Here is a 25,155-nt window from a genome sequence, read left to right on the forward strand (position 1 = left end):
TCAGTCTCACCCTCGTGCACCAGCCTGGGAAATCGCAGCACAGCAGCTGGAAGCACTTGCGGGCAGGCGCCGGTGTGTGCGGACGGCAGGTTGCTGACGGCGTCGCATGCGATGTATCACCGGGAGGCGGCTCGGGCGCGCGGTACCGGCGCCCTAGGTGGCGAGCGACTTCCCGTCCGTGTCGAGGTAGTCGCGCCAGGACCGCTTCGGAACCCAGCCGAGCATCCTCTGCGCCTTCGCACTGGAGATGCCCGAGGCGTCCTTCCGGTCCAGTTCGCGCAGCTCGATGGCGTCGCCGTAGTACTTCGCGAGCGACTCGGCGAAGTCGTGCCCGCCGACGTTGTCCGGCGACGCGATGTAGAAGACCTCGTGGCCGGGCAGGTCGGACCCGGTCGCGAGCACGATGGCGTCGGCGAGGTCGTAGGCGTCGATGTAGCTCCACAGGTTCGGGCTCAGCACCGAGGCGTCACGGACCTGGGGGCCGAGGTTGGTCTCGTAGTTGCCCTCGTACTGCACCCAGCAGGGCCGGATGGAGATGCAGCGGATGTCCGACCGCGCGACGGCGGCGTCCATCAGCTGCTCGCCGAAGTGCTTGGAGAGGGCGTACGGGTCCTGCGGGTGGATCGGGTGCTCCTCGTCGACGGGAGCATAGTCCGGCAGGAAGTCCCGCTCGGGGAAGAAGAATCCGGGCACGGTCTCGCTCGAGATGTAGACGAACCGCTTCACGCCGAACCGGATGGCTGCCTCGAGCACGTTGAAGGTGGCCATGAGGTTGGTCTGGAAGACGACGTGCGGCGGGTGGCCGGTCGGCTCGGGGATCGCGGCGACGTGCACCACGGCCTCCGCCCCGTGGACGACGGCGTAGGCCTGGCCGGCGTCGGTGAGGTCGGCCATCGTGTACTTCGGCGTGCCCTCGGGCTTCCGTTCGTACCCGGGGCGCGTCAGGTCGGTGGTCCTGACCTCGTGGCCGGCGGCGATCATCGCCTGCGTCACGGCTCGGCCCACTTTTCCGTGGGCGCCGGTGATGAGGACCTTCATGAGTGTTCTCCTTGGGGTAGGTCGCTGTCAGCCAATGTAGCGGACGTCCGGTCCTGCGCCCGGTCAGGCGGGATGCCCTGGCGGCGGCTCAGCAGTGAGAAGCCGAGATGCGGCACCTCGACCGGGGTCATCTCGCTGCCGGCCGGCGTGGAGCGGATCCTCTCGCCCACCAGGTACGCACCCGAGTTCCCGACGACCACCCGGCCGCTCGCATTGATCAGCGCGGCGTCCCCGGGGATGGCCCGGAGGACGGGCATGAAGATCTCCTCGAGGGTCCGGATCCTGATGTCGCAGCCGGCCACTCCCGCGAACGTCCCGCCCAGCTGGATGGGCGCCGAGTGGGTGAGGATGTATTCGTCCAGCCCGAGGTAGTCGACGTAGGGGCCCCACGAGGTCTGTTCACCGGTGCGGCTGGCCGAGGCGAAGAAGGGCATGTTCTGGTAGTCGTAGAACCGTTCTCCGCCCGGCGTCAGGTCGAACTCCAGTTTCTCGACGGTGTCCTGGCGTCGGATCCACCACTCGAGGCCGCCGTCGTTGCCCTGGATGGCTTCCGCGGAGAAGATCACTCCCGCTCCGACGACGAAGGGATGGGCCGCCAGGAACTCTCCGGCCAGCCCCTCGAGGTGTGCGACGTCGCCCGGTGTCAGGCCGAAGGGCCGTGTCCGGTCGGTCCACAGCGCCGCCGTCCGTGCGGCGAAGGCATGGACGTCGACGCCGAGCGCGTTCATCCACGCGGCGATCTCTGCTGCTGCCGTCCGGGCAGGGGCTTGGGCGGTCATGGGCGCTCCTGCCGGCTCGTGGGGTACCCGAGGGACAGTTTGGTGTCCACCAGATGATGGATGTCGTGCCGGATGTGCTCCAGCACCAGTCGCTGGGCGTGCTCGGAGGCGTCGTCCGCGATGGCGCGGGCCAGTGCGAGGTGCTCGGCCGCGACCCGCTCCGGATCGCGGGTCGACGGCAGGGGCGCCCACAGGGCCTGGACGATCTCGGCCTGCAACCGGATCTCCGCGTTCGTCAGCCGCGGGGACTGGGCCAGGACCGCCAGCTCGATGTGGAACCGGCTGTCGGCACGTGCACGCGCTTCCGGTGTGTCCGACAGGGCGAGGCCCCGGGCGAGTTCCAGGAGCCTGCCCACCTCGTGGGGTTCGGCCCGTTCGCAGGCGAGCCTCACCGTGGCGGCCGCGATCGCCGCATGCTCGTCGCCGACATCGCGGATCTCGGCGATGGAGGTCTCCTGGAACCATGACCTCATCGCCTCCTCCGAGGTGAAGGGCTGCCGAAGGATGAACGTCCCACCGCTGCGTCCCCGCCGGGTGGCGACGATGCCCTGCTGCCGGAGGTCGGACAGTGCTTCCCGGAGGGTGGACGGTGCCACGCCGAACATCTCCGACAGGGCCGTCTCCGGGGGGAGCCGCTCGCCGACCTTCAGCAGGCCCAGGGAGATCGCCTTGGAGATCCTGTCCACGATGGCCCCGGAGCGCTCGGTCTCCGGCAGAGACCGGTAGACGTGGGCCTGGAAAGCGGTGGTGGGGGCCAAGAAGGGACTCCAAGCAGTGGAAGGACAGCACTAACTGTAGCCGGGCGCGGATCGAAACGACCGATGGACGCACAAAATCCGACGGAAACATAGGTTATGTCATCTTGGTTCCCAAGCTCCTGCCGGACAGAGCCGCCAGTTGAGGGTAATCGACCGGTCATTGCGGTTCAAAACATTTGAAACTATAGTTTTTCCGACGTGGTCCAGCTCACACGAGCGCCAGAGGACCCGAAGAGAAGGAATCCGATGCGTGTAGAAAGTACGGAACCGCCCAGCGGGTCGATCGCGGACCAGGACGCGGAGCACCTCGCCAGCCTCGGCTACTCCTACGAGAGGCAGTTCAAGCGGGAGATGACGTTCTGGGGGAACGTCTCGCTGGGGTTCACCTACCTGTCGCCGGTCGTCGCCGTGTACTCCCTGTTCGCGGCGTCGCTGGGCGTTGCCGGGCCGCCGATGTTCTGGTCCCTCGTAATCGTCGGCATCGGACAGCTCCTCGTCGCCACGGTCTTCGGGGAGGTCGTCGCGGCGTACCCGGTGGCCGGCGGGGTCTACCCCTGGTCCCGGAGGCTGTGGGGCCGCAAGTGGGGCTGGATGAACGGCTGGGTCTACCTGGTGGCGCTCCTGACCACCATCGCCAGCGTCGCCTACGGGGCGGGGCCCTTCCTCAGCACCCTCGTGGGCATGGCCAACACCGTCGATTCCGTCATCATCTGCGGCCTCGTGGTCATCGCTCTGGCCACGGTCCTGAACCTCGGCGGGACCAGGGTCCTGAACACCGTGGCGATGATCGGCCTCCTGGCCGAACTCGGCGGCGCACTGGCCGTGGGGAGCTGGCTGCTGCTGACGGCCCGCCACCACGACCTCGGCGTCCTGTTCCAGTCCTTCGGCGCGGGGGAGGGCAGCAACTACTTCGTGGCGTTCGCTGCCGCAGGCCTCATCGGCATCTTCCAGTACTACGGCTTCGAAGCCTGCGGCGACGTGGCGGAGGAAGTCCCCAACCCCGGCCGCACCATCCCCAAGGCCATGAGGATGACCATCTACATCGGCGGCTTCGCCGCGATGTTCGTCTGCCTGTCCCTGATCCTCGCCGTCCCCGACTTCGCCGCCGTGATCTCCGGCGCCGACACGGACCCCGTCGGCAACATCCTCCTCTCCGCCTTCGGACCGATCGGCTTCAAGGTCGTCCTCGCCGTCGTCCTGGTCTCCTTCCTCTCCTGCGTGCTGAGCCTGCAGGCCGCCACCTCGCGCCTGGCCTACTCGATGGCCCGCGACGGCATCCTCCCGGCCAGCAAGCTCCTGAGCACCTTCAGCGAGACCCGCCATGTCCCCCCGTACGCACTGCTCCTCGCCGGACTGGTGCCCGCCGTCATCGTCATCGGATCGAAGGTCTCCAGTGACGCCCTGACCGTGATCATCTCGTTCGCGGCCATGGGCATGTACATGGGGTTCCAGATGGTGGTCCTCGCCTCGCTCCGGGCGCGACTCCTCGGCTGGAAGCCGAACGGTGCCTTCCAGCTCGGTGCCTGGGGCATCCCCGTGAACATCGCGGCCCTCGTGTGGGGCGTGCTCGGCATGGTGAACATGGCCTGGCCCCGCACACCCGAGGACGGCTGGTTCGCCAACTACGTGGTCCTCATCTCCGCCGTCACCGTCGTCGTGCTCGGCCTCCTCTACATGGCGTGGAAGAAGCCGTACCTCAAGGGCGACGCCCCGGCAGCCGATGCCGTGCCCACAGCACTGTCCGCCGACCGCGTCACCGTCCCGGCGACCGCGCCGAAGGACCGGGGGTGACCGGACCATGCTGATCACCGGCATCAAGAGCCGCCCCGTCTACGACGAACTGACGCCGATGGCGACGGGCTCGAACCACGTCGCCGCCGCCCAGGGCAGCGGCGGAGGACCGCTGGTCCGCCTGCTCGGGGAGATGGACCCGGCACAGCTGGCGGCGACCACCGTCCTGTACTCGACCGAGTCGTTCACGGGCAAGAACCACCTGGCGGAGCTCGAGGCGTTCCCGGTGCGGGAACTCCGGGTATTCCCGAGCAACGCGGAAGCCGTGCGGGGCCTGGATGCCTTCCTCGCGGCGGCGGGCATGGGGACCCGGCTGTACCTGTCCGGTTCGGAGGGGTTCATCGGCACGTCCATGCAGGTCGCCACCTCGTACGGCATGAACAAGGACGAGGTGCTGCGTGAGCACGCCGGCTCGTTCGTGCGGCGGGTGTGGTGCGCGCACTGCGGCCACTATTCCGAGAACGTGTCCCGGCGGGTGTTCCGGTGCCCCGGCTGCGAGCGCCACCTGGTGGTCCGGGACCACTACTCCCGGAGGCTCGCCGCCTTCCAGGGAGTGAAAGCAGACGGTGAAGTACCCGGCGAGCTGCCGGACGACGAGGAGTTGGACACATGAGCGAGGCACAGCACGGAGCCCTGCGGCTGAAGGTCGACCGCATCGAAGCGGTGACCCCGGAGATCAACCGGTACACCTTCTCCGCGCCGGACGGATCGTGGCTCCCGGCCTTCTCGGGTGGCAGCCACGTCAGGGTGCTCATCGAGTTCGACGGCGAGACCCGCCGCAACGCCTACTCGCTCATGAGTTCGCCCTACGACACGAGCCGGTACCAGATCGCTGTCCGTCGCGTCGAGGAGGGCAGGCGCGGCTCGATCGCCATGCACCGGGACGTCCTAGAGGGCGACATCCTGTCCGTCACCACGCCGGCCAACCTCTTCCCCCTCTCCAAGCACGCCCGGCACCACGTCTTCATCGCCGGTGGCGTCGGGGTCACCCCGATCTACTCGCAGCTCGACGAGCTGAGCGTCAAGGGCGGCTCGTTCGAACTCCATCTGGCCGTACGCGGCCCGGAGCACGCCGCCTTCGGCCACGAACTGCAGGAACTCTACGGGGACAGGGTCCGGCTGTACGGCGCAGGTGAGGGGTCGCGGCTGAACGCGTCCGAGATCCTCGCCCGCCGTCCGCTCGGCACCCACGCCTATGTCTGCGGGCCCTCCCGCATGGTCGACGACGTCATCGGGGCGGCCCACGCCCACGGCTGGACCGACTCGAACATCCACTTCGAGCGGTTCGAGGACCTCGGATCCACCGGCGACCCCTTCTCCGTCACGCTGGCCCGGTCCGGAGCGGTGATCGACGTGTCCCCTGAGCAATCACTGCTGGAGGCGGTCGAGGAGGCCGGCCACAGGCTGCCCTACCTCTGCCGGGGCGGCGCCTGCGGCGAATGCGAGACCGAGGTCCTGGAGGTCGAGGGAACCATCGACCACCGGGACGACTGGCTCTCCGAATCGGACCGTTGCACCAACAAGCTCATCATGCCCTGCGTCTCGCGGGCCACCTGCACCAAACTCGTCATCAATGCCTAAGGAGCACTCCCGTGACAGCGATTCCCAGCACAGCCGGCTTCACCGCGGACGAGACCTACACCCCCGAGGGTGAGTACCGGTTCCGGAACTCCCGCGAGGCGGTCCGCAACCTCCCCTTCCCGTTCCCCGACGACGAGTACGCGTACTCGATGAACCTGGAACCGCACGTCCCGGCAGGTACGGGCGCCCTGCGGTCCGCCTTCGACATCGACGAGCACTACGTGTCCGAGTGCGCCCACCGCGACCAGATGCTGCGGGACATGCCGGGCGTCCACTACATCGCGCTGCCGCACATGATGGAGGCGCAGTGGGATCTGCTGGAGCTCATCTTCGACTCGTACGCCAAGGACTTCCCGGAGCACTTCACGCTTACCAAGAGCGGCAACGAGTGGCGGTGGCAGAACCGGCTCCTCGGGATCGACGACTCGTTCACCTTCGGTGATCCTGCCACGCTGCCCATGGACCCGATGGAGTACGCGACCCGGCAGGCGCAGGGCGAGTTCGTGGTCCTCGAGGAGAAGGACAACACACTCGTCATCGGCGCCGGCATGACCACGCAGCGGGCCGACTACTCCCTGCAGTTCAACATGGGCATGAGCTTCGCCGAGTTCCACGGCCCCGTGCCCAAGCTGGACAAGATGGGCATCCTGGACCGGGCCCTGAAGTTCCTGCTCCGGATGAAGCCCGGGCACCCCGTCCGACGCGTCAACTGGTCCCTGACCGTCAACCCGCGCCTCGAGACCTCGGTGGAGACGCTCCCGGACTGGGCGCCGGACCGGGCGAAGGTCACGCCCGAGAACGCCGGGGAGATGGTGTACCTGCGGATCGAACTGCAGCCCCTGCACCGCCTGCCCCGGTCCAACGCCATCGTGTTCCCGGTCCGTACGTACCTCGTCAGCCTGGCCGAACTGGTGGAGCACGCTCCGGACTGGGCGAAGCGGATGCACCGGGCGCTCGCCTCCCTGGACCCCGAACTCGTCGACTACAAGGGCTTCCACCGCTACCACGCGGCCGCCGTCGAGTGGCTCTCCCGGCACGACGACGGTGCTCCCCTCGCCACGGGCTACCCCTGGATCGAGGGCGGCATCCAGCCCGGCGACAGCTGAGGCGACTCCTCCTTCCCATGGACGACGGGGTGCCCGCTGATGCGGGCACCCCGTCGTCATTTCCCGCTCCGTGCGGACGTCCGGTGCGAGCGCCGTGGTGCCCCGACGGTTCAGGCCTCGGGGAGCGCCGCGAAGGCCTTCTTCGTGTCGTTGTACCAGCCCAGACCCTTGATCGGGTTCCTCCAGCGGCCCTTCATCGCGTCGCGGGCCGCCTGGTGCTGCGTGTCGCCGGCCTTGACCGCGTCCTTGAGGTGCTGGTCCTGGGCCTGGATGACGTCGTCCGCCGTCTCGCCGTGGAGCGCGAGATCGCAGGGGCCGCCGAGCTGCTGGCAGGTCATGGTCTTCATGGTGATTCCTTCTGGTGCGGTGGATGGGAGGCGGGCCGGGAGGGCCTCGTACTGATGACGGATGGGGCGGCACGAATGTGACCGCCCGGCGCCGACGCGCGGGAGCGGATCATCTCCGGTCGGCGGCGGCCCGGCGGATCAGCGCGGCCAGGACGCCCGGGTCGGCGCGGAACGTGATGCTCCGGACCACGCCGTCCGCCACCGTGAAGTCGAACGCGACCCGCGGCTTGCCGAGGTGGTACCAGGCGGCGCCGGGGCGGGCCTGGACGAAAACGGGGAAGGCGGCCTTGGCCGCTCCGTCGAACATCGCGGCCACGCGCTCGCGGCCCTCCAGCCGCACGGGGGTGCCGGCGGCGATCGCCTCGGCGTCGGCGCTCACGACGACGTCGGGCGCGAGGAGGTGCACCAGGCGGGCGAAGCTGCCGCCACGGGAAGCGGCGAGGAACGCGTCGACGACCTCCCAGTCGGCCGGTGTCTCCGCCGGGGCGAGGCCCGAGACCTTCGAGCGGGCCCTCGACGCCAGCTTGCGTGCGGCCTCCGACGACACCGAGAGGACGGTCGCGATGGTGCGGAAGTCGACGCCGAAGGTGTCGTGGAGGATGAACGCCACCCGTTCCGCGGGAGAGAGGCGTTCGAGGACCATCCGCAGGGCGACGCCGACGGAGGCCGCCTGCACCACCTGCTCGGCCGGATCCGGGGCGAGCACGGAGGCCGGCTCGGGCGCCGCGTCCACCGGCTCGGGGACCGTGGAGCGCAGGCGGTCCAGGCACAGGCGCGTGGTCACGACCGTCAGCCATGCCGGCACGCTGTCGATCACGGTGTCGGTGCCGTGGAACCGGAGCCACGCCTGCTGCACCATGTCCTCGCCCTCGGCCCGGTCATCGAGGATGCCGGCGGCGATCCGCACGAGGCGCGGGCGCTCCGCCTCGAACTGCGCGGTCAGGTCCATGCGGTCCACCCTAGGCTGTGCTGCGGGCGGACGCAGGAGCCTGGCCACTACGGCGAGAACACTGGGGCGACGGAGACGCGCGCCTTCTCCTTCGAACTGAAGGAGCCCGATCCGAAGCCCGTCGACGGTCCCGCCTCGCTGGGCCCGGCTCCTCGCTGAGCCGATCGTAGAGCGCCCCTCGGCGACCGGTCAGCCGAGGATGGACAGGGCCCCGGGGACGCTCTCGATGGTGACGTCCATGGCGGCGTCGACGGACTTCACTTCGCCGTCGAGCTGGTAGGGCAGGGGCTTGAGGGTCGAGAACCGGTACCGGCTGAAGCTCGGCTGGTCGCCCAGCCCCTGCGTCGTCGCCCGCAGGGCGGTGAGCAGGATCCGCCACTTGGCCATGTGCGGGAAGGTGATGACCTCGAACTTCCCGTCGGTGGGCTGGTCTCCGGCCTCGCTCAAAGTCGCGTACTTGGCCATCTGGGAGATGTTCGCGAACACCAGGCTGTCGAAGGGGCGGCGCTCGCCGTCGCTCTGACGGATCTCGAAGGGCCTGAACTTGCGGAAGGTGCGTGCCACGGAGAACATCTCCTTGATGGCGCCCTTGCTGCCCTTCTCCAGGTCGATCGCCACGACGGGGGTCAGCCCGAATCCGATGTAGGAGTGGGCGTACATCGCGTCCGTGTCCGATGAGCCGATGCTGATGCGCAGCACGTCGATCGTGCGCACCTGGCCCTCGATGATGGCTTCCGCCAGTGGCTTCCGCCCGGTGACGCGGCTGTGGTCGTTCGCGTTGCCGGCGGCCAGGACCGCGCAGACGGCGTCGTCGCTGCCGCTGGACATCACTCCGTTGACCACCTCGTTGTAGCCGCCGTCCCCGCTGACCGACACGATCAGGGCGTTGCCGGCCGACGCCGCGTCCCGCGCGAGGTCTATCGCGTGCCCGGCGTGCTCCGTGGGCTGCAGGACGACCTTCGTCTCCGGCAGCGCCGGCACGAGTTCGCCGGACAGCTCTTCGGCGAGCGCGGGGGCGTCTCCGGTGCTGTTCGGATTGAAGATGATGGTGATCGTGTCGAACCTGCGCGGCGTCTCCATGGTTCTGCCTTTCGGGATCGGGAGTGGGATGGGACGCCAGGGGCCCCGGACTGCACGAGTCCGGGGCCCGCTGACGCCGCTCCTGTCCTGCGGGATGCAGGCGGGAGGGATCAGGCGCGTGCGGTGGTCCGCTTGGTGTCGCGGGTGAGCAGCAGGGCCAGGGCGATCATGCCGACCCCGAGGAAGAAGTGGAGCCAGTTGTCCGCACCGTTGAGGGGTACGAAGTTGCCGGCGGAGTTCTGGTCGATGACCAGGCCGTAGATCCACAGCACGAGGTAGATGATGCCGCCGTACAGCAGGTAGGAGCGGGCGCCGCTGATGGTGCGGGCCATCGCGATCCCGGCCACGCCGAACAGCAGGTGGACGATGTTGTGCAGGATCGACACCTGGAACAGGCCGAGGAGCAGGGCCCCGGACTCGTGGCCGGCGAAGCTGAGCTGGTCGTACTGGCTGGTGATGCCCGGGATGAACCCGAGGAGCCCGACGAGCAGGAATACCGCTCCGACGGCGAGTGCTGCTTTCTGGACGGTGGTGCGGGTGCCCGCGCGGGGCGTGTCTGCAGTGGTCATGGTTGTTCTCCCAGGTGGTGCGAGTGGTGCCGCTGCGCTGTGCGGTTGCTCCGGGTGGCGCGGCGGAGGGTCGTGGACGGTGAGACCTGCCGGAACGACGGCGCGTCCCGTCCTGGAGGGACGCCGTCGCTGGTCGATCCCGGCACAATAAGCCTACTTGGTATCTCCGGCGGCGTGAACTGGATCTCCGGGCAGCCTGCCGGATGGTGCCGGGAGCGGGCGGAACGACGGCGGGGCGCCCGCTGCTGCGGACGCCCCGTCGGTCGGTCAGGTCGTTCAGGTTCAGGAAGGACTACTTCGTCAGGTCCACCCGGTAGGTGTTCGTCGCCGACCCGTCCTCGCTCGTCACCGTGACCACGGCGGTCCGGCCGGCGCCCGAGGGCTGCGTCACGGACACCGTCCCGTACGGGTCTGCCGGGACGGCGGACACGGACGGGACCTTGCCCCGCGACGGCACCGAGTAGCTGGTGACCGCGGGATCGAAGCCGGCCACCGGGGTGCCGCCCACGCTGATGGAGGCGAGGTCCGCATCCGACGACTCCGCAGGAACGGCCCCGAGGACCTCGATCTCGCTGACCACCATGTGGGTCTGCGAGCGGGCCGTCATCACCACGCGGACGCTCGACGCCGTAACTTCGTCCAGCGGCAGGGTCACGGCAGGGGCGGGCGAGCCGGCCGGGACGCTGACCGGGCCGCCGGCGTCGGTCCACGCACCATCGGCGCCCTGGACCTGCAGCTGCAGGGTCTGCGCGTAGCTGTCCGAGGACCCGTCGCGGAAGAAGTGCACGACGACGCCCCCGAGCGTCTGTGCCTCGGGCAGTGTCACGGTGAGCGTGTCGGCGGTGTTCTTGGTGCCGGAGCGCCAGTTGGACCACGCCTTGTCGCGGGTGTCGCCGTTGACCAGGCCTGCCGTGCCGTAGCCCGGCTCGGTGAATGTGGCGCTCGCGGTGGTGCCGCCGTCGTCGGCCACGTTGTCCAGCGTGCCCGCGGTGACCTGGATGCGGACGGTCGCCGGGAGCGTGCCGCCGTCTCCGGCGTCGGCCGTGCCGGTGAGCTCGTAGACGCCGGGTGCGGGGTAGCCGACCGGGGTGTTCCACGTGACCGCACGCTCTGCGGTGCCGCCCTGGCTGCCGACAGCGGTCACGGTGGCGGGCAGTTCGGGCAGTCCGTTCACCACGGCCTTGGCGCGGGCCGGTTCCGTCGAGACGAGGGTGTCCACGGTGACGGTGAGTTCCACGGGGAACTGCGTGCCGGTGACGTCGGTCGCGGTGCCCTTGACCTTCACGGTGCCGGGCTTCCTCCAGCGGTTGTCGTTCGGGATCTTCCACTCGACGGGAATCGCTCCGCGTGCGCCGTCGCGGTACACCGGCGTGACGGTCTCCGGCAGCACGGGTGCCGTGCCGGGGACGGTGAACGCCGTGGTGTCCTGCACGGAGAGCACGGTCTCGTCGATCAGCGTCCAGCGCTGGTTGGCGCCCGAGTTCGCGAGATAGAGCGTCACGGGTGCGCCCTCGGAGGTCTTCCCGCCGCCCACTTCGAGCACCAGGCCGGTCTCGGCATTCACGAACGTGTAGGTGCCGTCGCCGGTGGTGGAGGCTATCCATGCGGCGCGCGGGTTCGTCCCTGCGGGAGCGACGACGGCGGCGCCGCCCTCGTCGGCGAGCTGCGAGGCGCCGTCGAGCGTGGTGATCGAGTAGCGCTCGCGGTTGCTGTCGTCCTCGCCGAGGCTCGTGAAGCGGAACAGCTGGTTCGCGTCCGCGGGGTCGCTCGCGCTGATGACGGCGGTGCCGCCGGTCGGCTCGATCGACCTGCCGCTCTGCACGCCCTGCAGCCGGTACACGTGGCCGTCCTGGAGGGCGGCCGCGTCCTCCGCGACGCCGGAGACGCCGTCGACCACGAAGGTGGTGACGGACTCGGCGGGCGCGGTGACGACGGCGGAGCCGTTCTCGATCGCGACCGGTGCGCCCTCGACGAGCGCACCGTTGACGTCACTGACCACGGGGGTCACGGTGGCGCCGGGTGCGACGGACCCGAACTTCGAGAAGTCGAGGACCACGGGCTTCGCGTCGGTGGACTCGTTGATGTGGACCACGGCGGCGCCGGTCCCGGTGATGGCGGCGGTGGTGTCGTCGTCGTTCACCTGCACCAGGCGGTCACCGGGCTGGATGTAGTGCGTGTAGTTCCGCACGGTGTCGAACTTGGTGTTCGTGTAGATGGGGCAGCTCTCGAGCGTGTCCGCGTCGGTGCAGTCGAAGGGCATCTGGATGCTGCCCCAGTTGGCGCCGGCAGCGCTCTCGCCGCCGGGCTTCATATTGTCGTAGTCCTCGACGGGCTGCCAGAACACCCAGGCACTGGGCTCGAGCTCGCGGAGGTCGTCGGTGATGCGCTTGGCCATGCCGAGGCCCGGCTCCATGCTGGTGAAGCTCTGGCCATTGCCCCAGGAGCCCTCGACCTCGCTCATCCACAGGGGCTTGTCCTCGCCCTTGGCGATGTCCCTCACGGTGGTGCGCTGGCCGGTGCCGTAGGTGTGCACGTTGAGCTGGTCCACGAAATCGCGGACGTCCGCGGGGTAGCTGTTCCAGTTGGTGGCGAAGATGCCGGGGTTGGTCTCGTCCATCGCGGAGATCGTCGCATCGGTGCTGGCGGCGTCGAGCTTCGGGGCGAGGTTCTTCAGGACCTGCTGCTGGACCTGCGGGCCGATGTGCGCGCCCTCCTGGCGTCCGCCGACCGGCTGTCCGCTCGCATCGAGGCGGGTGCTCCAGTAGTTGGTGTTCGGCTCGTTGAACGGGTCGAGCGTGTCCACGGTGATGCCGTGGGCGTCCTCGAGCTCCTCGACCACGCGGACCAGGTAGGAGTTGAAGTCGTCGATGCTCTCGGTCCTCAGCTGGTCCTTGTTGGCGTCGAAGCCGCCGGAGACGTAGCCGCTGACGGTCTGGAACCAGGGCGGCGAGTTGCTGAACGCCTCCCAGTGGGTGATGTCCTGCTTGATGCGGTCGATCCACCAGCGCTGCGTGGCATCCGCCTCGAGGTTCCAGTCGGCGGGGTCCTCGGGGTCGAACCAGTCCGTGTCCTCACGTGTGGTGCCCTCGGGTGCGTTCCACCAGCCCTCGACGGCGCCGCCCGGGCGCAGGTAGTCCTTCACATCGGGAGCATTGCCGCCGCCGATGTTGTACCGGGCGATGTTCAGATTCAGGCCCTCGGGCCCGAACACCAGCTCCGCGAGGCGGTTCCGGATCTCGTCGGGGTAGTCGCCGGTCGCGTTCGCGAACCACACGAGGCTGGTGCCCCAGCCCTCGAACTCCTCCCCCTGGTAGGAGGGGTCGGGCGTGAGGGTCAGCGCACCCTCCGGAACGGCCGGCGGTGCGGGCGGGGCCGGGGGCGCGGCCTGCGCCGCACCCCCGATCAGGGAGGCGGCTGCCAGGACGGCGGCCACCCCCGTGGCTGCGGCCTGAGTGGCGCGCCTGGATCGATTCGTCATTGAACGGGTTCCTTCCAGCAAGGGTGGATACTGCGGTGGTCCTAGGTGGTGCGCGAGACCTTCCTCGTGAGGACGGCGACGGAGCGGGGAGCCAGCTTGGACTCCTCGCCCGTGAGGATGTCGCCGTCGACGCCGGTGATGTCCACCGGCTCGTCGGTGCGGTTGATGAGGAAGACGTAGTCGGCGTCGTCACCGGTGCGCAGCACCTGCTCGACGGCGCCGCGCAGCTCGGCGGGCAGCTCGCTCGTGATCCCGGCGCGGGCGGCGAGGTCCGCGAGGACGGGCTCGAGGCCCGCGGCACCGAGGCGCGCGCCCACGTAGGCGGCGCTGCCGGAGCCGACGGTGTTGCGCGTGACAGCCGCATCCCCGGCGTGCTCACCGGTCGTGTAGCGGGTGAGGACCTCGACGCCGTCGGCGCGCGGCAGGACGCGGTCGGCCCAGAGCCTCGCCGTCGTTCCGTTGTCCAGGGAGACCTCGTCGCCGTCGAGCAGCGGGCCGAACTCGTCGATGCGCACGCCGAGCAGGTCCGCGAGAGCGCCGGGGTAGCCGCCGAGCCAGATGTGGTCGTTCTCGTCGGTGATGCCGCTGAAGTAGCTCGCCACGAGGTGCCCGCCGCCGGAGACGTACTCCTCGAGGCGCGCCTTCAGCGCGGCCGGGACGGTGTGCAGGATGGGCGCGACGACGAGGCCGTAGCCGGCGAGGTCGGTCGCGGTGGGGACGACGTCGGCGCGGATGCCGAGGGCGAGGAACGCCGAGTACCAGTCGAGCGCCTCCTGCTTGTAGCGCAGGCGGTCGGACGGGTGGGAGTCCTGCTCGGAGGCCCACCAGGAGTCCCAGTCGAAGAGGATGGCGGCGGGGGCAGTGCTGCGGCGGGAGCCGACGACGGGGGACAGCTCGCCGAGTTCGCGGCCGAGGGCGACGACGTCGCGGAAGATCGGGCTGTCCTCGCCGGCGTGGGGGACCATCGCGGAGTGGAACTTCTCGGCGCCGGCCTTGGACTGCCGCCACTGGAAGTAGCAGACGGCGTCCGCGCCGTGGGCAACATGGGTGAGGGAGTCGCGGCGCAGGGCACCTGACTTCTTCGGGGTGTTGACGGGCTGCCAGTTCACGGCGCTCGTGGAGTGCTCCATGAGGAACCAGGGCCTGCCGCCCGCGATGTTGCCGGTGAGGTTCGCGGAGAAGGAGAGCTCGTCGACGGCCTGCGGGCCGGGGACGAAGTAGTGGTCGTTGGCGACGAAGTCCAGCTCGGCGGCCCAGTCGGCGTAGTCCATGCCCTTGGTCTCGCCCATGACCATGAAGTTGGTGGTGATGGGGATGTCCGGGGTGATGCTGCGCAGGATGTCGCGCTCCTCGCGCAGGTACTGCTTGAGGGCGTCCGAGGAGAAGCGCTTGAAGTCCAGCTGCTGCGTGGGATTGGGGTGCGAGGCGGCCTGGCGCGGCGGCAGGATCTGCTCGAAGCGCGTGTAGCGCTGGGACCAGAAGTCGGTGCCCCAGGCGTCGTTGAGGGCGTCGATACTGCCGTAGCGGTCGGTGAGCCAGGTGCGGAAGGCGCGGGCGGCGTCGTCGGAGTAGTCGTAGATGTTGTGGCAGCCGAGCTCGTTGGAGATGTGCCAGGCGCACACCGCGGGGTGGTCCTTGTACCGTTCGGCCATCGCTGTCACGAGCTTCAGCGCGTGCTCGCGGAAGACGGGGCTGGTGGGGCGCCAGTGCTGGCGCGCGCCGGGCCAGAGGGTGCCGCCGTCCTGCGTCACGGGGAGGATCTCGGGGTGCTCGGTGGCGAGCCACGGCGGCGGGGAGGCGGTGGCGGTGGCGAGGTCGACGGCGATGCCGTTGGCGTGCAGGAGGTCGATGACCTCGTCGAGCCACGCGAAGTTCCAGGTGTCCCGCTCTGGCTGCAGGCGCGCCCAGGAGAAGATCGCGAGCGACACCACGTTCACGCCGGCCTCGCGCATGAGGCGCACGTCCTCGTCCCACGTCTCGCGCGGCCACTGCTCGGGGTTGTAGTCGGCGCCGAAGGCCATGCGTGCCCGGTCGGGCTCGGACGGCCAGCGCAGCCAGCGGTGGGGGGTGGGTGTCGACACGGTAGTGCTCCTTGACGGTGATTCTCGAGGCGTTCGGGCGCGGTTGCGCCTCCCTCCGTCATCGGCGCTCCTGGGACAGGGGCGGAAGCGACGACGGCGGGATACAGCGGTGAAGTGGAACGGACCGGGCGGGTGCGCGCGAGCTCCCGCCCGGTCCGGGTTCGGTGGTACTACTCCGAGACGGTGAAGCCCTGCTCGGTGCCGTACTTGATGCTCGCGTCCTGCCAGCTCTTCAGCCCGTCCTTGAGGGGGGTGTCCGAGACGTAGGCCTGGCCCACGGTGTCGTTGAAGATGCTGTTCGCGTAGACCTGGAAGGGCAGGTAGGACCAGCCCTCGGAGACGTTCTGCGCGGACTCGGCGAAGATCTCGTTGGCCTTCTGGCCGCCGAAGTACTCGAACTCGGAGTTCAGGAACTCCTCGGACTCGAGGGCAGCCGACGTCGCGGGGAACGCGCCGCCGTCGATGCGGGTCTGGACGCCGTCGCCCACGTTGGCGTAGTCGAGGAAGGCGTACGCGAGGGCGCCCTGCTCGCTGGCGGCCGGGATGGTGAGTGAGCTGCCGCCGTTCTCGGCGCTCGCGGTGCCGCCCTCTTCCCACTGGGGGAGCGGTGCAGCACGCCACTTGCCGGCGGCCGCGGGGACGCCGGAGGTGAAGTTGCCGGGCATCCAGGCGCCGGTGGCCAGGGTGGCGATGGTGCCGGTGCCGAGGCCCTGGTACCACTCGTCGCTCCAGGAGCTGATGGGGGCCAGGAGGTCCTCGTCGAGGAGCTGCTGCCAGGTCTCGGCGAACTTGGTGGAACCCTCGTCCGAGAAGTTCACCGTCACGTCGGTGCCGTCCACCGTGTACGGCTGGCCGCCGGCCTGCCAGATGAGGCTGGTGGCGAAGCCGGCGTCGCCCGTGTCATTGGCGATGTACACGTTGGGGTCCGCCTCGTGGAGCGTTCGGGCCGCCTCGACGTACTCCTCCCACGTGGTGGGGACCTCGACGCCGTACTTCTCGAAGACCTCGGTGTTGTAGAACAGGGCCATGGGGCCGGAGTCCATGGGAAGGCCGTAGATGCCCTCGTTCGCCTGGACGGAGCTCCACGGGCCGGGGCTGAAGGTGTCCTGCAGGTCGCCGGCGCCGTAGCCGCTGAGGTCCTGGACGGACTCGGCGAGAGCGAACTGGGGGAGCGCGTAGTACTCGACCTGCGCGACGTCGGGCACACCCGAGCCGGCGGCGATCGCGTTCTGCAGCGCCGTGTACTGGTCGTTGCCGGTACCGGCGTTCACGAGGTCGATGTTCACGTTCGGGTGCTCTGCCTCGAAGTCCTCGACGACCTTCTCCAGCGTGGGCTCCCACGCCCAGACGGTGAGGTCGCCACCCTTGTCGAGGGCCGCCTGGACGTCGTCGGCGCTGACCTCTGCGGGTGCTGCGCCGCCGGCGTCGTTCCCGCCGCCACCGCAGGCGGTGAGGGCGAGGGCTGCCGCGAGGGCCAGTGCCGAACCGCGCAGCACCGCCGGGGAGATTTTGCTCTTCATGGGGTTCCTTTTCACTTCATCGTTCACAAAAGGGGTTTTCGGGAAGGGTCTTACTCTTTGACGGCGCCGGCGCTGAGGCCGGACTGCCAGTAGCGCTGCAGCAGCAGGAACGCTGCGATCAGCGGGAGGATGGTGAGGAGGGAGCCGGTGATGACGAGGTTGAAGATGGCCTCGCCGCCGGCCGTCGAGGCCTGTGCATTCCAGGCGTTCAGGCCCAGGGTCAGCGGGTACCAGGCGGGGTCCTTGAGCATGATCAGCGGCAGGAAGTAGTTGTTCCACGTGGCCACCATGGTGAACAGCAGCACCGTGACGATGCCCGGGCCCAGCAGCGGCAGGCAGATCTGGAAGAAGGTGCGGAACTCGCCGGCGCCGTCCATGCGGGCCGATTCGAGCAGCTCGGTGGGGATGGCCTCGGAGGCGAACGTCCACATCAGGTAGAGGCCGAAGGGCGAGATGAGCGACGGGATGATCACCGACCACGGGGTGTTGGTGAGGCCCATCTCGCTGAACATCAGGAACGTGGGGACCGCCAGGGCCGTGCCGGGGACGGCCACGGCGCCGATGACGACGGCGAACACGGCCTTCTTGCCCGGGAAGCTGAACTTCGCGAGGGCGTACCCGCCGAGGACGGCCAGGAACGTGGCCCCGCCGGCGCCCAGCACCACGTACAGCACGGTGTTGAGGAACCAGCGGCCGAAGATGCCGTCGTCGTAGGCGAGGGTGTCACCGATGTTGCCGAAGAGGGCGAAGTCGCCCGAGAACCAGAGGCCGAACGAGGTGAAGAGATCGGCCTGGGTCTTGGACGCGTTGATGAACAGCCAGACCAGCGGGATGAGGCTGTAGATCAGGACGATCCCGGTGAGGACGGTCAGCAGGACGCTGCGCTTCGGGTTGTCGACGCCGCGGCGCGTGCTCTTCATGCGCACGTAGCCGGGCTTCGTCCTCTGCCTGGTCCTGTGCTTGTCCGTGCGGGTGGGTTCGACGGCGACGCTCATGGTCAGCTTTCCTTCCGCATGCCGCGCAGCTGCACGGCGTAGGCGATGACCATGGTGATGACGCCCATGATGATGGCCACGGTGGCGGAGTAGTTGTACTGCTGGCCGGAGAAGCTCAGCGAGTAGGCGTACAGGTTCGGGGTGAAGAACGTGGAGATGGAGTTCGGTGCGAGGCTCTGCAGGATGGCGGGCTCGTTGAAGAGCTGGAAGCTGCCGATCACGGAGAAGATGCCGGCCACCACGAGGGCTCCGCGGATGGCGGGGAGCTTGATGGCGGTGACGAGGCGGAACTGGCTGGCGCCGTCGATCTCCGCGGCCTCGTAGAGGGACTTCGGGATCACGCGGAGGGCCGAGTAGAAGATCAGCATGTTGTAGCCGATGAACTCCCACGTGACGATGTTGCCGATCGAGGCGAGGATCAGCTCGGGGGAGAGCGGATTCGGCAGGCTGATGCCGAGGGCGCTGTTGATGTTGCCCACCAGGCCGAACCGCGTGCCGTACATGAAGCCCCACATGAGGCTGGCGACGACGGCGGGCACCGCGTACGGCAGGAAGATCGAGATGCGGAAGAAGGACTTCCCGTAGAGCCGGCCGCTGTCCAGGGCCAGGGCCACCAGGAGGGCGATCAGCAGCATCACGGGCACCTGCACCGCGAGGAACAGCGTCACGCGGAGGAGCGAGGACCAGAACTGGGGATCCTGCAGGGCCTGGCTGTAGTTCGCGAGGCCCACGAAGCCGTTGCCGCCCACGAGCTGGTTGCGGAAGAAGCTGAGGAAGATCGAGTACGCGATCGGTGCCAGGAAGACGAGCGCGAAGACCGCCATGAACGGGCCGATGAACAGCCAGCCGGACCAGGAGCGCTTCTGGGGGCGCTTCTGCGCTCGCTTGGCGGGCTTCGGCTGCGTGCCGAGCACGGCCGGTGGGGGAGACGCCGTCGTCATGGGTGGATCCTTCTGACTCTGTCGATGATGTTTGCGTAAACATAGCAGGGCGTGAAGCAGGATGTTTACGTAAACATTGTTGTTACGATGGTCACATGTCCACACCATCGCGTCAACACCTCATCCGTGAGGACCGGCGCGTCTCGATGTCCGACGTCGCCCGCCTGGCCGGCGTCTCGGCGCAGACGGTCTCGAGGGTGTCCAACGGCAGCCCCGGCGTCATCGAGTCGACGCGGCAGCAGGTCATCGCCGCGATGGACGAGCTGGGCTACCGGCCCAACAGTGCCGCGCGGGCCCTGAAGCGGGGGAGTTTCCGGACGCTCGGCGTCATCCTCTTCACCTTGTCCACCACCGGGAACGTCCGCACGCTCGAGGCCATCGCCGCCCGTGCCGCGGAGGAGGACTACGCCATCACGCTGATCCCCGTCTCGGCGCCGACGCAGGCCGGCGTGCGGGGTGCGTTCTCGCGGCTGAACGAGCTGGCAGTGGACGCGATCATCGTGATCATGGAGGTCCACCTGCTCGACGCGGCTACGGTGTCCCTGCCGCCCGGCGTCCATGCCGTGGTGGTGGACTCCGATGCGAGCGACGGCTACAGCGTGATCGACACGGACCAGGCCGACGGCGCGCAGAAGGCCGTGGAGCATCTGCTGGATCTGGGGCATGCGACGGTGTGGCATGTTGCGGGGCCGTCGGCGTCCTTCGCGTCGGAGCGGCGCGTCAATGCGTGGCGTCAGACCCTGGCCGCGCGGGGCTGCGCGGAGCCTGCCTTATTGCGGGGGGACTGGTCAGCGGACTCGGGGTACCTCGCCGGACTCACCCTGGCGGCTTCCGACTGCACGGCAGTGTTCGTGGGGAACGACCAGATGGCGCTGGGCGTGCTGCGGGCGTTCCACGAGAAGGGCATCCGGGTACCGCAGGACGTCAGCATTGTGGGCTTCGATGACATCCCGGACAGCACGTCCTTCAGCCCGCCCCTGACCACGGTGCACCAGGACTTCGCGGAGGTGGGCAGGCGCTGCGTGGACAAGGTGCTGAAGCAGATGCGGGAGAACTCGACGGAGCCGGGGCGGGAGCTCGTGCCGACGCGCCTGGTGGTGCGGGAGAGCACCGCGGCGCTCGCTATCTAGTTGCTACCCCGGGCATCGCCGAAGTGGACGGCTTGGGCTCTCCCCTTTGGACGCCGCCCTCCCACAGGTAGATGACCCTTCAAACTCAGCCGCGTTCAGGATCCGTGCAGTTGCGGCGATATACAGGCGTTCGGTTCGGCCAGGATCAAGTCGTGATGGTGCTGGTGGACGCGAAGCTCGTGCCGATAACAGCGCATATGACAGTTCTTGGTGGCACTACAAACTCTTCGGTGTGAGACAGCAGTAAAGCTGAGGGGCGGGCGGTGGCTGGGCCTGGTTGAACTTCGCGGCCTGCGGGGCGGCGTTGATGTAGTGGAAAGTGTTCTCGTTCGCGGTGGCTGCTTCGGCGCGGGTATCGCCCCAGACGGCGGAGGCCCTGCGGACGAGGTGCCCGCGGTCAATGTCATTACGGGCGTAAACCCGCTCACCGGTGTGCAGATCCTCATGAAGCCGTGGATCCAATCGCCATTGAATCCCAAACCGGTCGAGGTCCGTGAGTTTCGCGCCATCGACACCCAGAGCCGTGATCGCTGCCAGATCCTTGTCTAGGCGCATCAGGACTGAGAAGTGCGTGGAAGGATGACGTCCATTTGGCGAAGCTACCAGTGGACGGTGGCAACCCGATGAACGAACCGAGAGGGATCAGCGGCCTGAAGGCTCAACCGCAGGTGGACGGCTTTGAACTCCATCCTTCGGGCTCCACCCGCTCACAGGTGAATGATTAGCCTGATGACTCCGTAGAAGTTGCTCTGGTCGCCTCGCGACCTAGAAGCGGGGCGAATGGTAAGACCACTCTCAAGTGTGAAAATTCTGGAGTTGCACTTTCAGTACCTTTTTGACCACTAAGTCGGCCATGACGGGGCGGTGCGCGTAGCTGGCGGCGATGCCGCGTGGGTGAGTTGGTACTACCTCTTCCGCCAGCGCGAGCAATTACTCCTGTCTTGTCTATATTTTATAGGTATGAGGCTTTAGAGACACACTGAGCAAAGTAGCGCAAGAATTCCTTTTTTGAATACAGGAACTTCACCAAATCTATTCAGGAGTCCTTAACTAAGTCGGTCAAATGATGTGGCGTCGACAGCGACTGACTGATCGACGTACTCAATCCGACTAGGATCATCCTATGAGTGCTCTTCCCGGACCCGGCACTTCGAGTCCTTCAACGACATCTGGCCAGACTAAAAGGAGACGGCATTGGGGCTGGATTTCTTTTCTTTTCTTTTCGGGCGTCTTACTGGCAGTGGCTGCTTTCTGGGCTGAAAGCTGGGTTGGACTAGGAGGGATAGATTGGCCCTGGGTAGAGTCAAGTGAGATCCCAGTAGTGCAATCTGTTTTGACTAATTTGGGCACAGGTTTTATGTCTACTGCGGTTCTATTTTTGTTTGAGCCACTCCTTTGGAGGGTTGTCGAGAAAACCGCGGGAAAGGTTTTTGAGACGAATATCGAAAATATCGAGAGTCGCGTCGATTCTCTGGAGGAGCGCCTATTGAAGGATATTTCGGCTTCTATTGACCGTCAAGACTCAGCAGTCAACGCGGCTCGGAATGATTTCAGTTTCGCCGCAATCTCGGAACTGTTGAACGCTGCTTTGGAATTAGACTGCATCTACGAGCGACAAATCACAGTTCAAGGGACTGAGAAGCCCGGGGAGTTCGAATTTAGTATCGGTTATCCCTCCCCAGTCGAGGGACGCTCGTCCGCTGATACCCACATTCTACGAGTCATGGTCAGCACGGATGCGTTTGACCAAGCAGCTGTGGAAACGTGGTCACCTGAGGAGCCTTTTGAAGCGGTAGCACAAAAACTTCATGATGGACTGGTCCGAAAAGGGGTATTGGGCAAGGCGGAGTTGCCGCCCTGGACCGTGGCTACCACGCGCACGGTGGCAGCCCTTCAGGCTGGCCTCGAAGCATCGAGGGTACGTTCTGGAGAAAGGAAACCCGAAGGAAAGATTGCTGAGATCATCGGTGATGGATGGGCCATCACAGATCAAGGGATAGAGTCAATTTCTCACGAATATCGAGTTCCTAGGGAAAAATTCCCCCAAATGTATAGTCCTTATAGTCACCCTGATTCCGGCGGGCGTTATGAGGGGCCACTAGTTGCTCCAACTATCGACAAACCCGAATGGGCGGACATGTACGAGTGGAAATACTTGGTTACAAGGGCGAGTAAGCGCTTCACAAGGGTGAAGTCTTTCGGGCGATGGCATGCTTCGCCGGTACTAATCCCGTATCCTGACGACGTCAAGGGCCATTGATTCGCGTGGAAATTTCAGGTTGACGCCAGTAATCTGAGCCATTCAGCAAACGATTACTGATTGATCTCTGCCTATTCCCGCGTTTAGGCACAACTCTTAAATGCAACACTAGCTGCCGGAGACGTTCCCGTTCATCGAGAACAGTGTCTACAGCGACGAGGTCTGTCTCAGTCGCTGCAGCTTGGGAGCAACACGGAGGTGATCGGACCCGCTGTTCCCCCGGCTCGAACTTCGAGGCACGGCACATATCTAGGCCGCGCATCGGCACGCTCGTTAGCGGGGTCGTCACTGTCGTCCCATTCGAAGAGGCGTACCCGGAGCGTATTGCTGAGCCGTCCAATGAGGACGGCAATACCGAAGGGTACGGCGAGCAGCAAATCGACTCGGGCGTTTGAGTGAGTGGCTGACAGTTGACGAATGATTCCCGCAACCTCTGATGCGAGTGCACCGGCTTGGGCAGGATCTATAAGTCCACGCTGCGGGGACTGAATTGTTCCGTGTGCGGTCAGGCTGTCGCCGTGCTCGTCGAGGTATCGCTCGAAGGCGGCATCGCTCTGCGTAGGCAGCAGATCGACATAGATTGCGACGCGGGGCCGCCCACCCGGTGAGGTGAGTGACGTGTTCTCAGTCATGTCGAAATGGAGCGCCGGCGATGATGGTACAGCGGCTTCCGGTCCGCTCGCCCAGACGTCAGACCGCTGGTCGACGACTTCGAGTTTCCCAATCCGAGACGAGGGTAGTGCGATCCCAAGTGCGAAGGCGATGGACAAGTGCGCGCCGCCTCCGACCCGAACCTTCCGCGCCCCGGTGCTGGTGATCGCGTCAGGCAGCAGCCCCAATGTGTTCTGAAGGTCTCCGAGCCCGGCGGGGTCGGGAAGTTTCTCGTGGCTGGAGCGGCGGACGCGGATGTCGAGGTGGGCGCCGGTGCGGTCGTAGACCTGGCCAATGTTGCGTGTCTGGATGGTGAGCTCGAAGACCCCGCTCGATTCGACCATCTCACGGTGTTGCACCATCCTGTGTGTCACAGCTTTCCGCGTCATTGCGAGCAGTCCGGCCGCGCTCGTCGCCGACTGGTCGACGCCCTTGAGATCGTCCTTAACGCGTCCGAGCAGCCGGTCCGGAGCCGCGTAGTCAAGGGAACCGGTCCCTTTGGCGATGTCGTTCGCGATTAGCAGTTGGAACCGCGGGTCGTCGTGGTGCAGGTCGATCAACTTCGGTGCTTCGATGCTGCGGACGATCGTGCTGTTGACGATATCCTCCGTGATCACGAGGGTGGCCCCGGAAAGTCCATGGTCAATCGCCTGGCTGAGCCTGTCGGCGGTGTCGCCGGGTGGGAGGTCGTCCCTATCGCGCCATACGGGGATGCCTGCGGCGCGCAGAAGCCAGGCCAGCTCAGCGACAATCTCCGATCCGTCGCTTTGCCGGTACGAGAGAAATAGGGGACCGAATACATCAACAGCGGGGGTCACTCGGGGCTCCTTATCGTGGCGGTGGTCGCCTGGAATGAGTGCGCCGTGACGTTCCGACACGGGGCATTGCTCGCCCGCGCGGCAGGGATGTCGGTGGCCTTGTCTACTCTTACATACAAGCAGGTCGGACGCAGTCCGTCGCATCTGCCCGGGTTCGGCTGGGAGGCCTTTCATGACAGTTCTGAATTCGTTCGATGAGCTCCAACAGGAGCTTAATGCTGACGTCAACGTCGTTCGGCTCGCTCGGGAGAGGCGCGAGACGTTCAAGGCTGCGCTCAGCACCGCCCCAGACGTGAGTGTTGTATGGGGATCGGGGTCGCTGGCGCGAAGCACGCAGCTGCAGCCGGTGCACGACGTTGATCTCGTCGTCGAGTTTGACCCCGATGAGCATCCCGAGTGGGGCCAGGACGGCGACTCTGCAGAGGAGGCAATTGATCGGTGCCGAGATCTGGTTCACGAACTGCTCTCGGTTGGGAGCGGGACGTACGAGCAGTTGGTGCGACAGGTGAACACGGCGGAGCGGAACCGGGCTGCAAAATGCTTCATCGACCCGCCCGATGCGGACAACGCATTCACTGTGGATGTTATGCCGGCATTGCGGCGCACGGACGGAATCCTCATTCCGTTCAAGAAAGAGCGGCGTTGGACACTTGCCGACCCTGAGTATTTGATAAATCAAGTTGCTGACCGTCAACGGGAGTGGGACCAGTTTCGGCCGCTGGTGCGCATGCTGAAGTACTGGGCACGACAGCACACAGCCGACACGGGACGTGTGAAGTCACTCGTCATGGAGGTGCTTGCCCTCGACTGCCTACATGAAGGGAACCGGCCCGAAGCGCTCAAGAACTTCTTCGCCGAGGCGTCCACGCACAGCCTTCAGGTCGAAGACCCGGCTGGGCTCTCTGGAGTGATCCAACCAGACCTCGATACCGCCGGGTTACGGTATGCGCTTGAAGACTCCGCCGTGGCCGCAGCCGCGGCGGTGCAAGCGGTAGCGAACAACGATCAGCCAGCCGCAACCCGACACTGGCAAGATGTCTTTGGAACGGCGTTTCCGCTCGTACTTCCGCTGATCGCGGGGTCCGTCTCCGGGCCCCGACCTATCCGGGATTCGCCGCAGGGATGAATTTCGCCGCGCGCACATGGTGGGAAGACGATCCCGTGCGCTTAGAGCAAGAAATCACTGATGTTCGAGGGGTTGCGCCCCTTCTTACATGGTCGACGGAAGGCGCCGGTCAGTTCGAGGGACCACTTCCGCTGTGGCCTTTCTCGCGTCCCGTTCC

21 protein-coding genes are annotated in these 25,155 nt (G+C 66.8%); 7 read left to right on the top strand and 14 right to left on the bottom strand.

The annotated features are described in order from the left end of the window. Nucleotides 1-153: 153 nt before the first annotated feature. From AC0Z9V_RS15645 to AC0Z9V_RS15655, 3 genes are read right to left on the bottom strand one after another with little or no spacing between them, the layout of a single operon-like run. Nucleotides 154-1,038, bottom strand: coding sequence for an NAD-dependent epimerase/dehydratase family protein (locus AC0Z9V_RS15645; protein ID WP_485142040.1), 885 nt, complete (start codon nucleotides 1,036-1,038; stop codon nucleotides 154-156). Further along, nucleotides 1,035-1,817 carry a cache domain-containing protein gene (locus tag AC0Z9V_RS15650; RefSeq protein WP_485142041.1) on the bottom strand — a complete coding sequence of 261 codons (783 nt, stop codon included), beginning with the start codon at nucleotides 1,815-1,817 and terminating at the stop codon, nucleotides 1,035-1,037. Before AC0Z9V_RS15650 ends, AC0Z9V_RS15645 begins: the two co-directional genes overlap by 4 nt. Next, the gene (locus AC0Z9V_RS15655; protein WP_133080147.1) at nucleotides 1,814-2,575 is read right to left on the bottom strand and encodes a FadR/GntR family transcriptional regulator; all 762 of its coding nucleotides are present in this window, start codon (nucleotides 2,573-2,575) and stop codon (nucleotides 1,814-1,816) included. The genes AC0Z9V_RS15650 and AC0Z9V_RS15655 overlap by 4 nt, the downstream gene beginning before the upstream one ends. A gap of 246 nt (nucleotides 2,576-2,821) precedes the next feature. Here AC0Z9V_RS15655 and AC0Z9V_RS15660 point away from each other — a divergent pair, with 246 nt between their 5' ends. Genes AC0Z9V_RS15660 through AC0Z9V_RS15675 form a run of 4 tightly spaced genes read left to right on the top strand, consistent with a single transcriptional unit; the run spans nucleotide 2,822 to nucleotide 7,053 of the window. After that, a complete protein-coding gene (locus AC0Z9V_RS15660; protein ID WP_459288951.1) occupies nucleotides 2,822-4,366 on the top strand; it encodes an APC family permease in 1,545 nt (514 codons plus the stop codon). A 7-nt stretch (nucleotides 4,367-4,373) separates the two neighbouring features. Beyond that, entirely contained in the window at nucleotides 4,374-4,979 is a 606-nt protein-coding gene (locus AC0Z9V_RS15665) for a dimethylamine monooxygenase subunit DmmA family protein (RefSeq protein ID WP_459268374.1), read from the top strand. Then, a complete protein-coding gene (locus tag AC0Z9V_RS15670; RefSeq protein ID WP_485142042.1) occupies nucleotides 4,976-5,947 on the top strand; it encodes a PDR/VanB family oxidoreductase in 972 nt (323 codons plus the stop codon). Before AC0Z9V_RS15665 ends, AC0Z9V_RS15670 begins: the two co-directional genes overlap by 4 nt. An 11-nt stretch (nucleotides 5,948-5,958) precedes the next feature. Next, a complete protein-coding gene (locus AC0Z9V_RS15675) occupies nucleotides 5,959-7,053 on the top strand; it encodes a heme-dependent oxidative N-demethylase family protein (RefSeq protein ID WP_459268372.1) in 1,095 nt (364 codons plus the stop codon). Between the two features lie 110 nt (nucleotides 7,054-7,163). On the opposite strand, the gene AC0Z9V_RS15680 is transcribed toward AC0Z9V_RS15675, so the two are convergent. From AC0Z9V_RS15680 to AC0Z9V_RS15720, 9 genes are all read right to left on the bottom strand, one after another. Continuing rightward, complete coding sequence (locus AC0Z9V_RS15680) at nucleotides 7,164-7,400, bottom strand: hypothetical protein (RefSeq protein WP_133080152.1); 237 nt, start codon at nucleotides 7,398-7,400, stop codon at nucleotides 7,164-7,166. A gap of 109 nt (nucleotides 7,401-7,509) precedes the next feature. Continuing rightward, complete coding sequence (locus tag AC0Z9V_RS15685; RefSeq protein ID WP_485142043.1) at nucleotides 7,510-8,349, bottom strand: sigma-70 family RNA polymerase sigma factor; 840 nt, start codon at nucleotides 8,347-8,349, stop codon at nucleotides 7,510-7,512. Between the two features lie 189 nt (nucleotides 8,350-8,538). Beyond that, nucleotides 8,539-9,429 (bottom strand): diacylglycerol/lipid kinase family protein, encoded by an 891-nt coding sequence (locus AC0Z9V_RS15690; protein WP_208739779.1) that lies wholly within the window; start codon nucleotides 9,427-9,429, stop codon nucleotides 8,539-8,541. A 110-nt stretch (nucleotides 9,430-9,539) separates the two neighbouring features. After that, complete coding sequence (locus tag AC0Z9V_RS15695) at nucleotides 9,540-9,998, bottom strand: DUF4383 domain-containing protein (protein ID WP_208739777.1); 459 nt, start codon at nucleotides 9,996-9,998, stop codon at nucleotides 9,540-9,542. Between the two features lie 292 nt (nucleotides 9,999-10,290). After that, the gene (locus AC0Z9V_RS15700; protein WP_485142044.1) at nucleotides 10,291-13,476 is read right to left on the bottom strand and encodes an Ig-like domain-containing protein; all 3,186 of its coding nucleotides are present in this window, start codon (nucleotides 13,474-13,476) and stop codon (nucleotides 10,291-10,293) included. Between the two features lie 41 nt (nucleotides 13,477-13,517). Continuing rightward, nucleotides 13,518-15,557: a beta-galactosidase gene (locus tag AC0Z9V_RS15705; protein ID WP_485142045.1), complete on the bottom strand. Its 2,040-nt coding sequence runs from the start codon at nucleotides 15,555-15,557 to the stop codon at nucleotides 13,518-13,520. Nucleotides 15,558-15,727: 170 nt separating this feature from the next. Further along, a complete protein-coding gene (locus AC0Z9V_RS15710) occupies nucleotides 15,728-17,077 on the bottom strand; it encodes an ABC transporter substrate-binding protein (protein WP_485142046.1) in 1,350 nt (449 codons plus the stop codon). 50 nt (nucleotides 17,078-17,127) lie between these two features. Beyond that, a complete protein-coding gene (locus AC0Z9V_RS15715; protein ID WP_208739473.1) occupies nucleotides 17,128-18,072 on the bottom strand; it encodes a carbohydrate ABC transporter permease in 945 nt (314 codons plus the stop codon). 2 nt (nucleotides 18,073-18,074) lie between these two features. Further along, nucleotides 18,075-19,013: a carbohydrate ABC transporter permease gene (locus AC0Z9V_RS15720; protein WP_133080159.1), complete on the bottom strand. Its 939-nt coding sequence runs from the start codon at nucleotides 19,011-19,013 to the stop codon at nucleotides 18,075-18,077. 95 nt (nucleotides 19,014-19,108) lie between these two features. Between AC0Z9V_RS15720 and AC0Z9V_RS15725 the strand changes: the two genes are divergently transcribed. Continuing rightward, nucleotides 19,109-20,143 carry a LacI family DNA-binding transcriptional regulator gene (locus tag AC0Z9V_RS15725; protein WP_485142047.1) on the top strand — a complete coding sequence of 345 codons (1,035 nt, stop codon included), beginning with the start codon at nucleotides 19,109-19,111 and terminating at the stop codon, nucleotides 20,141-20,143. Nucleotides 20,144-20,359: 216 nt separating this feature from the next. Here the strand turns inward: AC0Z9V_RS15725 and AC0Z9V_RS15730 are convergent, their stop codons facing one another. After that, a complete protein-coding gene (locus tag AC0Z9V_RS15730; RefSeq protein ID WP_485142063.1) occupies nucleotides 20,360-20,749 on the bottom strand; it encodes a DNA/RNA non-specific endonuclease in 390 nt (129 codons plus the stop codon). 517 nt (nucleotides 20,750-21,266) lie between these two features. Between AC0Z9V_RS15730 and AC0Z9V_RS15735 the strand changes: the two genes are divergently transcribed. Further along, nucleotides 21,267-22,403 carry a hypothetical protein gene (locus AC0Z9V_RS15735; protein ID WP_485142048.1) on the top strand — a complete coding sequence of 379 codons (1,137 nt, stop codon included), beginning with the start codon at nucleotides 21,267-21,269 and terminating at the stop codon, nucleotides 22,401-22,403. 167 nt (nucleotides 22,404-22,570) lie between these two features. Here the strand turns inward: AC0Z9V_RS15735 and AC0Z9V_RS15740 are convergent, their stop codons facing one another. Next, a complete protein-coding gene (locus tag AC0Z9V_RS15740) occupies nucleotides 22,571-23,872 on the bottom strand; it encodes an SAVED domain-containing protein (RefSeq protein ID WP_485142049.1) in 1,302 nt (433 codons plus the stop codon). Nucleotides 23,873-24,044: 172 nt separating this feature from the next. Between AC0Z9V_RS15740 and AC0Z9V_RS15745 the strand changes: the two genes are divergently transcribed. Then, complete coding sequence (locus tag AC0Z9V_RS15745; protein ID WP_485142050.1) at nucleotides 24,045-24,998, top strand: SMODS domain-containing nucleotidyltransferase; 954 nt, start codon at nucleotides 24,045-24,047, stop codon at nucleotides 24,996-24,998. Nucleotides 24,999-25,155: the final 157 nt, after the last annotated feature.

It is taken from the genome of Arthrobacter sp. UYP4 (assembly GCF_057291175.1).

What these genes read in the sequence shown, in the direction of transcription:
- AC0Z9V_RS15715 (WP_208739473.1), bottom strand. Translation starts at nt 18,072, where the DNA reads ATGAGCGTCGCCGTCGAACCCACCCGCACGGACAAGCACAGGACCAGG.
- AC0Z9V_RS15745 (WP_485142050.1), top strand. Translation starts at nt 24,045, where the DNA reads ATGACAGTTCTGAATTCGTTCGATGAGCTCCAACAGGAGCTTAATGCT.
- AC0Z9V_RS15660 (WP_459288951.1), top strand. Translation starts at nt 2,822, where the DNA reads ATGCGTGTAGAAAGTACGGAACCGCCCAGCGGGTCGATCGCGGACCAG.
- AC0Z9V_RS15725 (WP_485142047.1), top strand. Translation starts at nt 19,109, where the DNA reads ATGTCCACACCATCGCGTCAACACCTCATCCGTGAGGACCGGCGCGTC.
- AC0Z9V_RS15710 (WP_485142046.1), bottom strand. Translation starts at nt 17,077, where the DNA reads ATGAAGAGCAAAATCTCCCCGGCGGTGCTGCGCGGTTCGGCACTGGCC.
- AC0Z9V_RS15670 (WP_485142042.1), top strand. Translation starts at nt 4,976, where the DNA reads ATGAGCGAGGCACAGCACGGAGCCCTGCGGCTGAAGGTCGACCGCATC.
- AC0Z9V_RS15720 (WP_133080159.1), bottom strand. Translation starts at nt 19,013, where the DNA reads ATGACGACGGCGTCTCCCCCACCGGCCGTGCTCGGCACGCAGCCGAAG.
- AC0Z9V_RS15735 (WP_485142048.1), top strand. Translation starts at nt 21,267, where the DNA reads ATGAGTGCTCTTCCCGGACCCGGCACTTCGAGTCCTTCAACGACATCT.
- AC0Z9V_RS15645 (WP_485142040.1), bottom strand. Translation starts at nt 1,038, where the DNA reads ATGAAGGTCCTCATCACCGGCGCCCACGGAAAAGTGGGCCGAGCCGTG.
- AC0Z9V_RS15680 (WP_133080152.1), bottom strand. Translation starts at nt 7,400, where the DNA reads ATGAAGACCATGACCTGCCAGCAGCTCGGCGGCCCCTGCGATCTCGCG.
- AC0Z9V_RS15690 (WP_208739779.1), bottom strand. Translation starts at nt 9,429, where the DNA reads ATGGAGACGCCGCGCAGGTTCGACACGATCACCATCATCTTCAATCCG.
- AC0Z9V_RS15695 (WP_208739777.1), bottom strand. Translation starts at nt 9,998, where the DNA reads ATGACCACTGCAGACACGCCCCGCGCGGGCACCCGCACCACCGTCCAG.
- AC0Z9V_RS15650 (WP_485142041.1), bottom strand. Translation starts at nt 1,817, where the DNA reads ATGACCGCCCAAGCCCCTGCCCGGACGGCAGCAGCAGAGATCGCCGCG.
- AC0Z9V_RS15700 (WP_485142044.1), bottom strand. Translation starts at nt 13,476, where the DNA reads ATGACGAATCGATCCAGGCGCGCCACTCAGGCCGCAGCCACGGGGGTG.
- AC0Z9V_RS15685 (WP_485142043.1), bottom strand. Translation starts at nt 8,349, where the DNA reads ATGGACCTGACCGCGCAGTTCGAGGCGGAGCGCCCGCGCCTCGTGCGG.
- AC0Z9V_RS15665 (WP_459268374.1), top strand. Translation starts at nt 4,374, where the DNA reads ATGCTGATCACCGGCATCAAGAGCCGCCCCGTCTACGACGAACTGACG.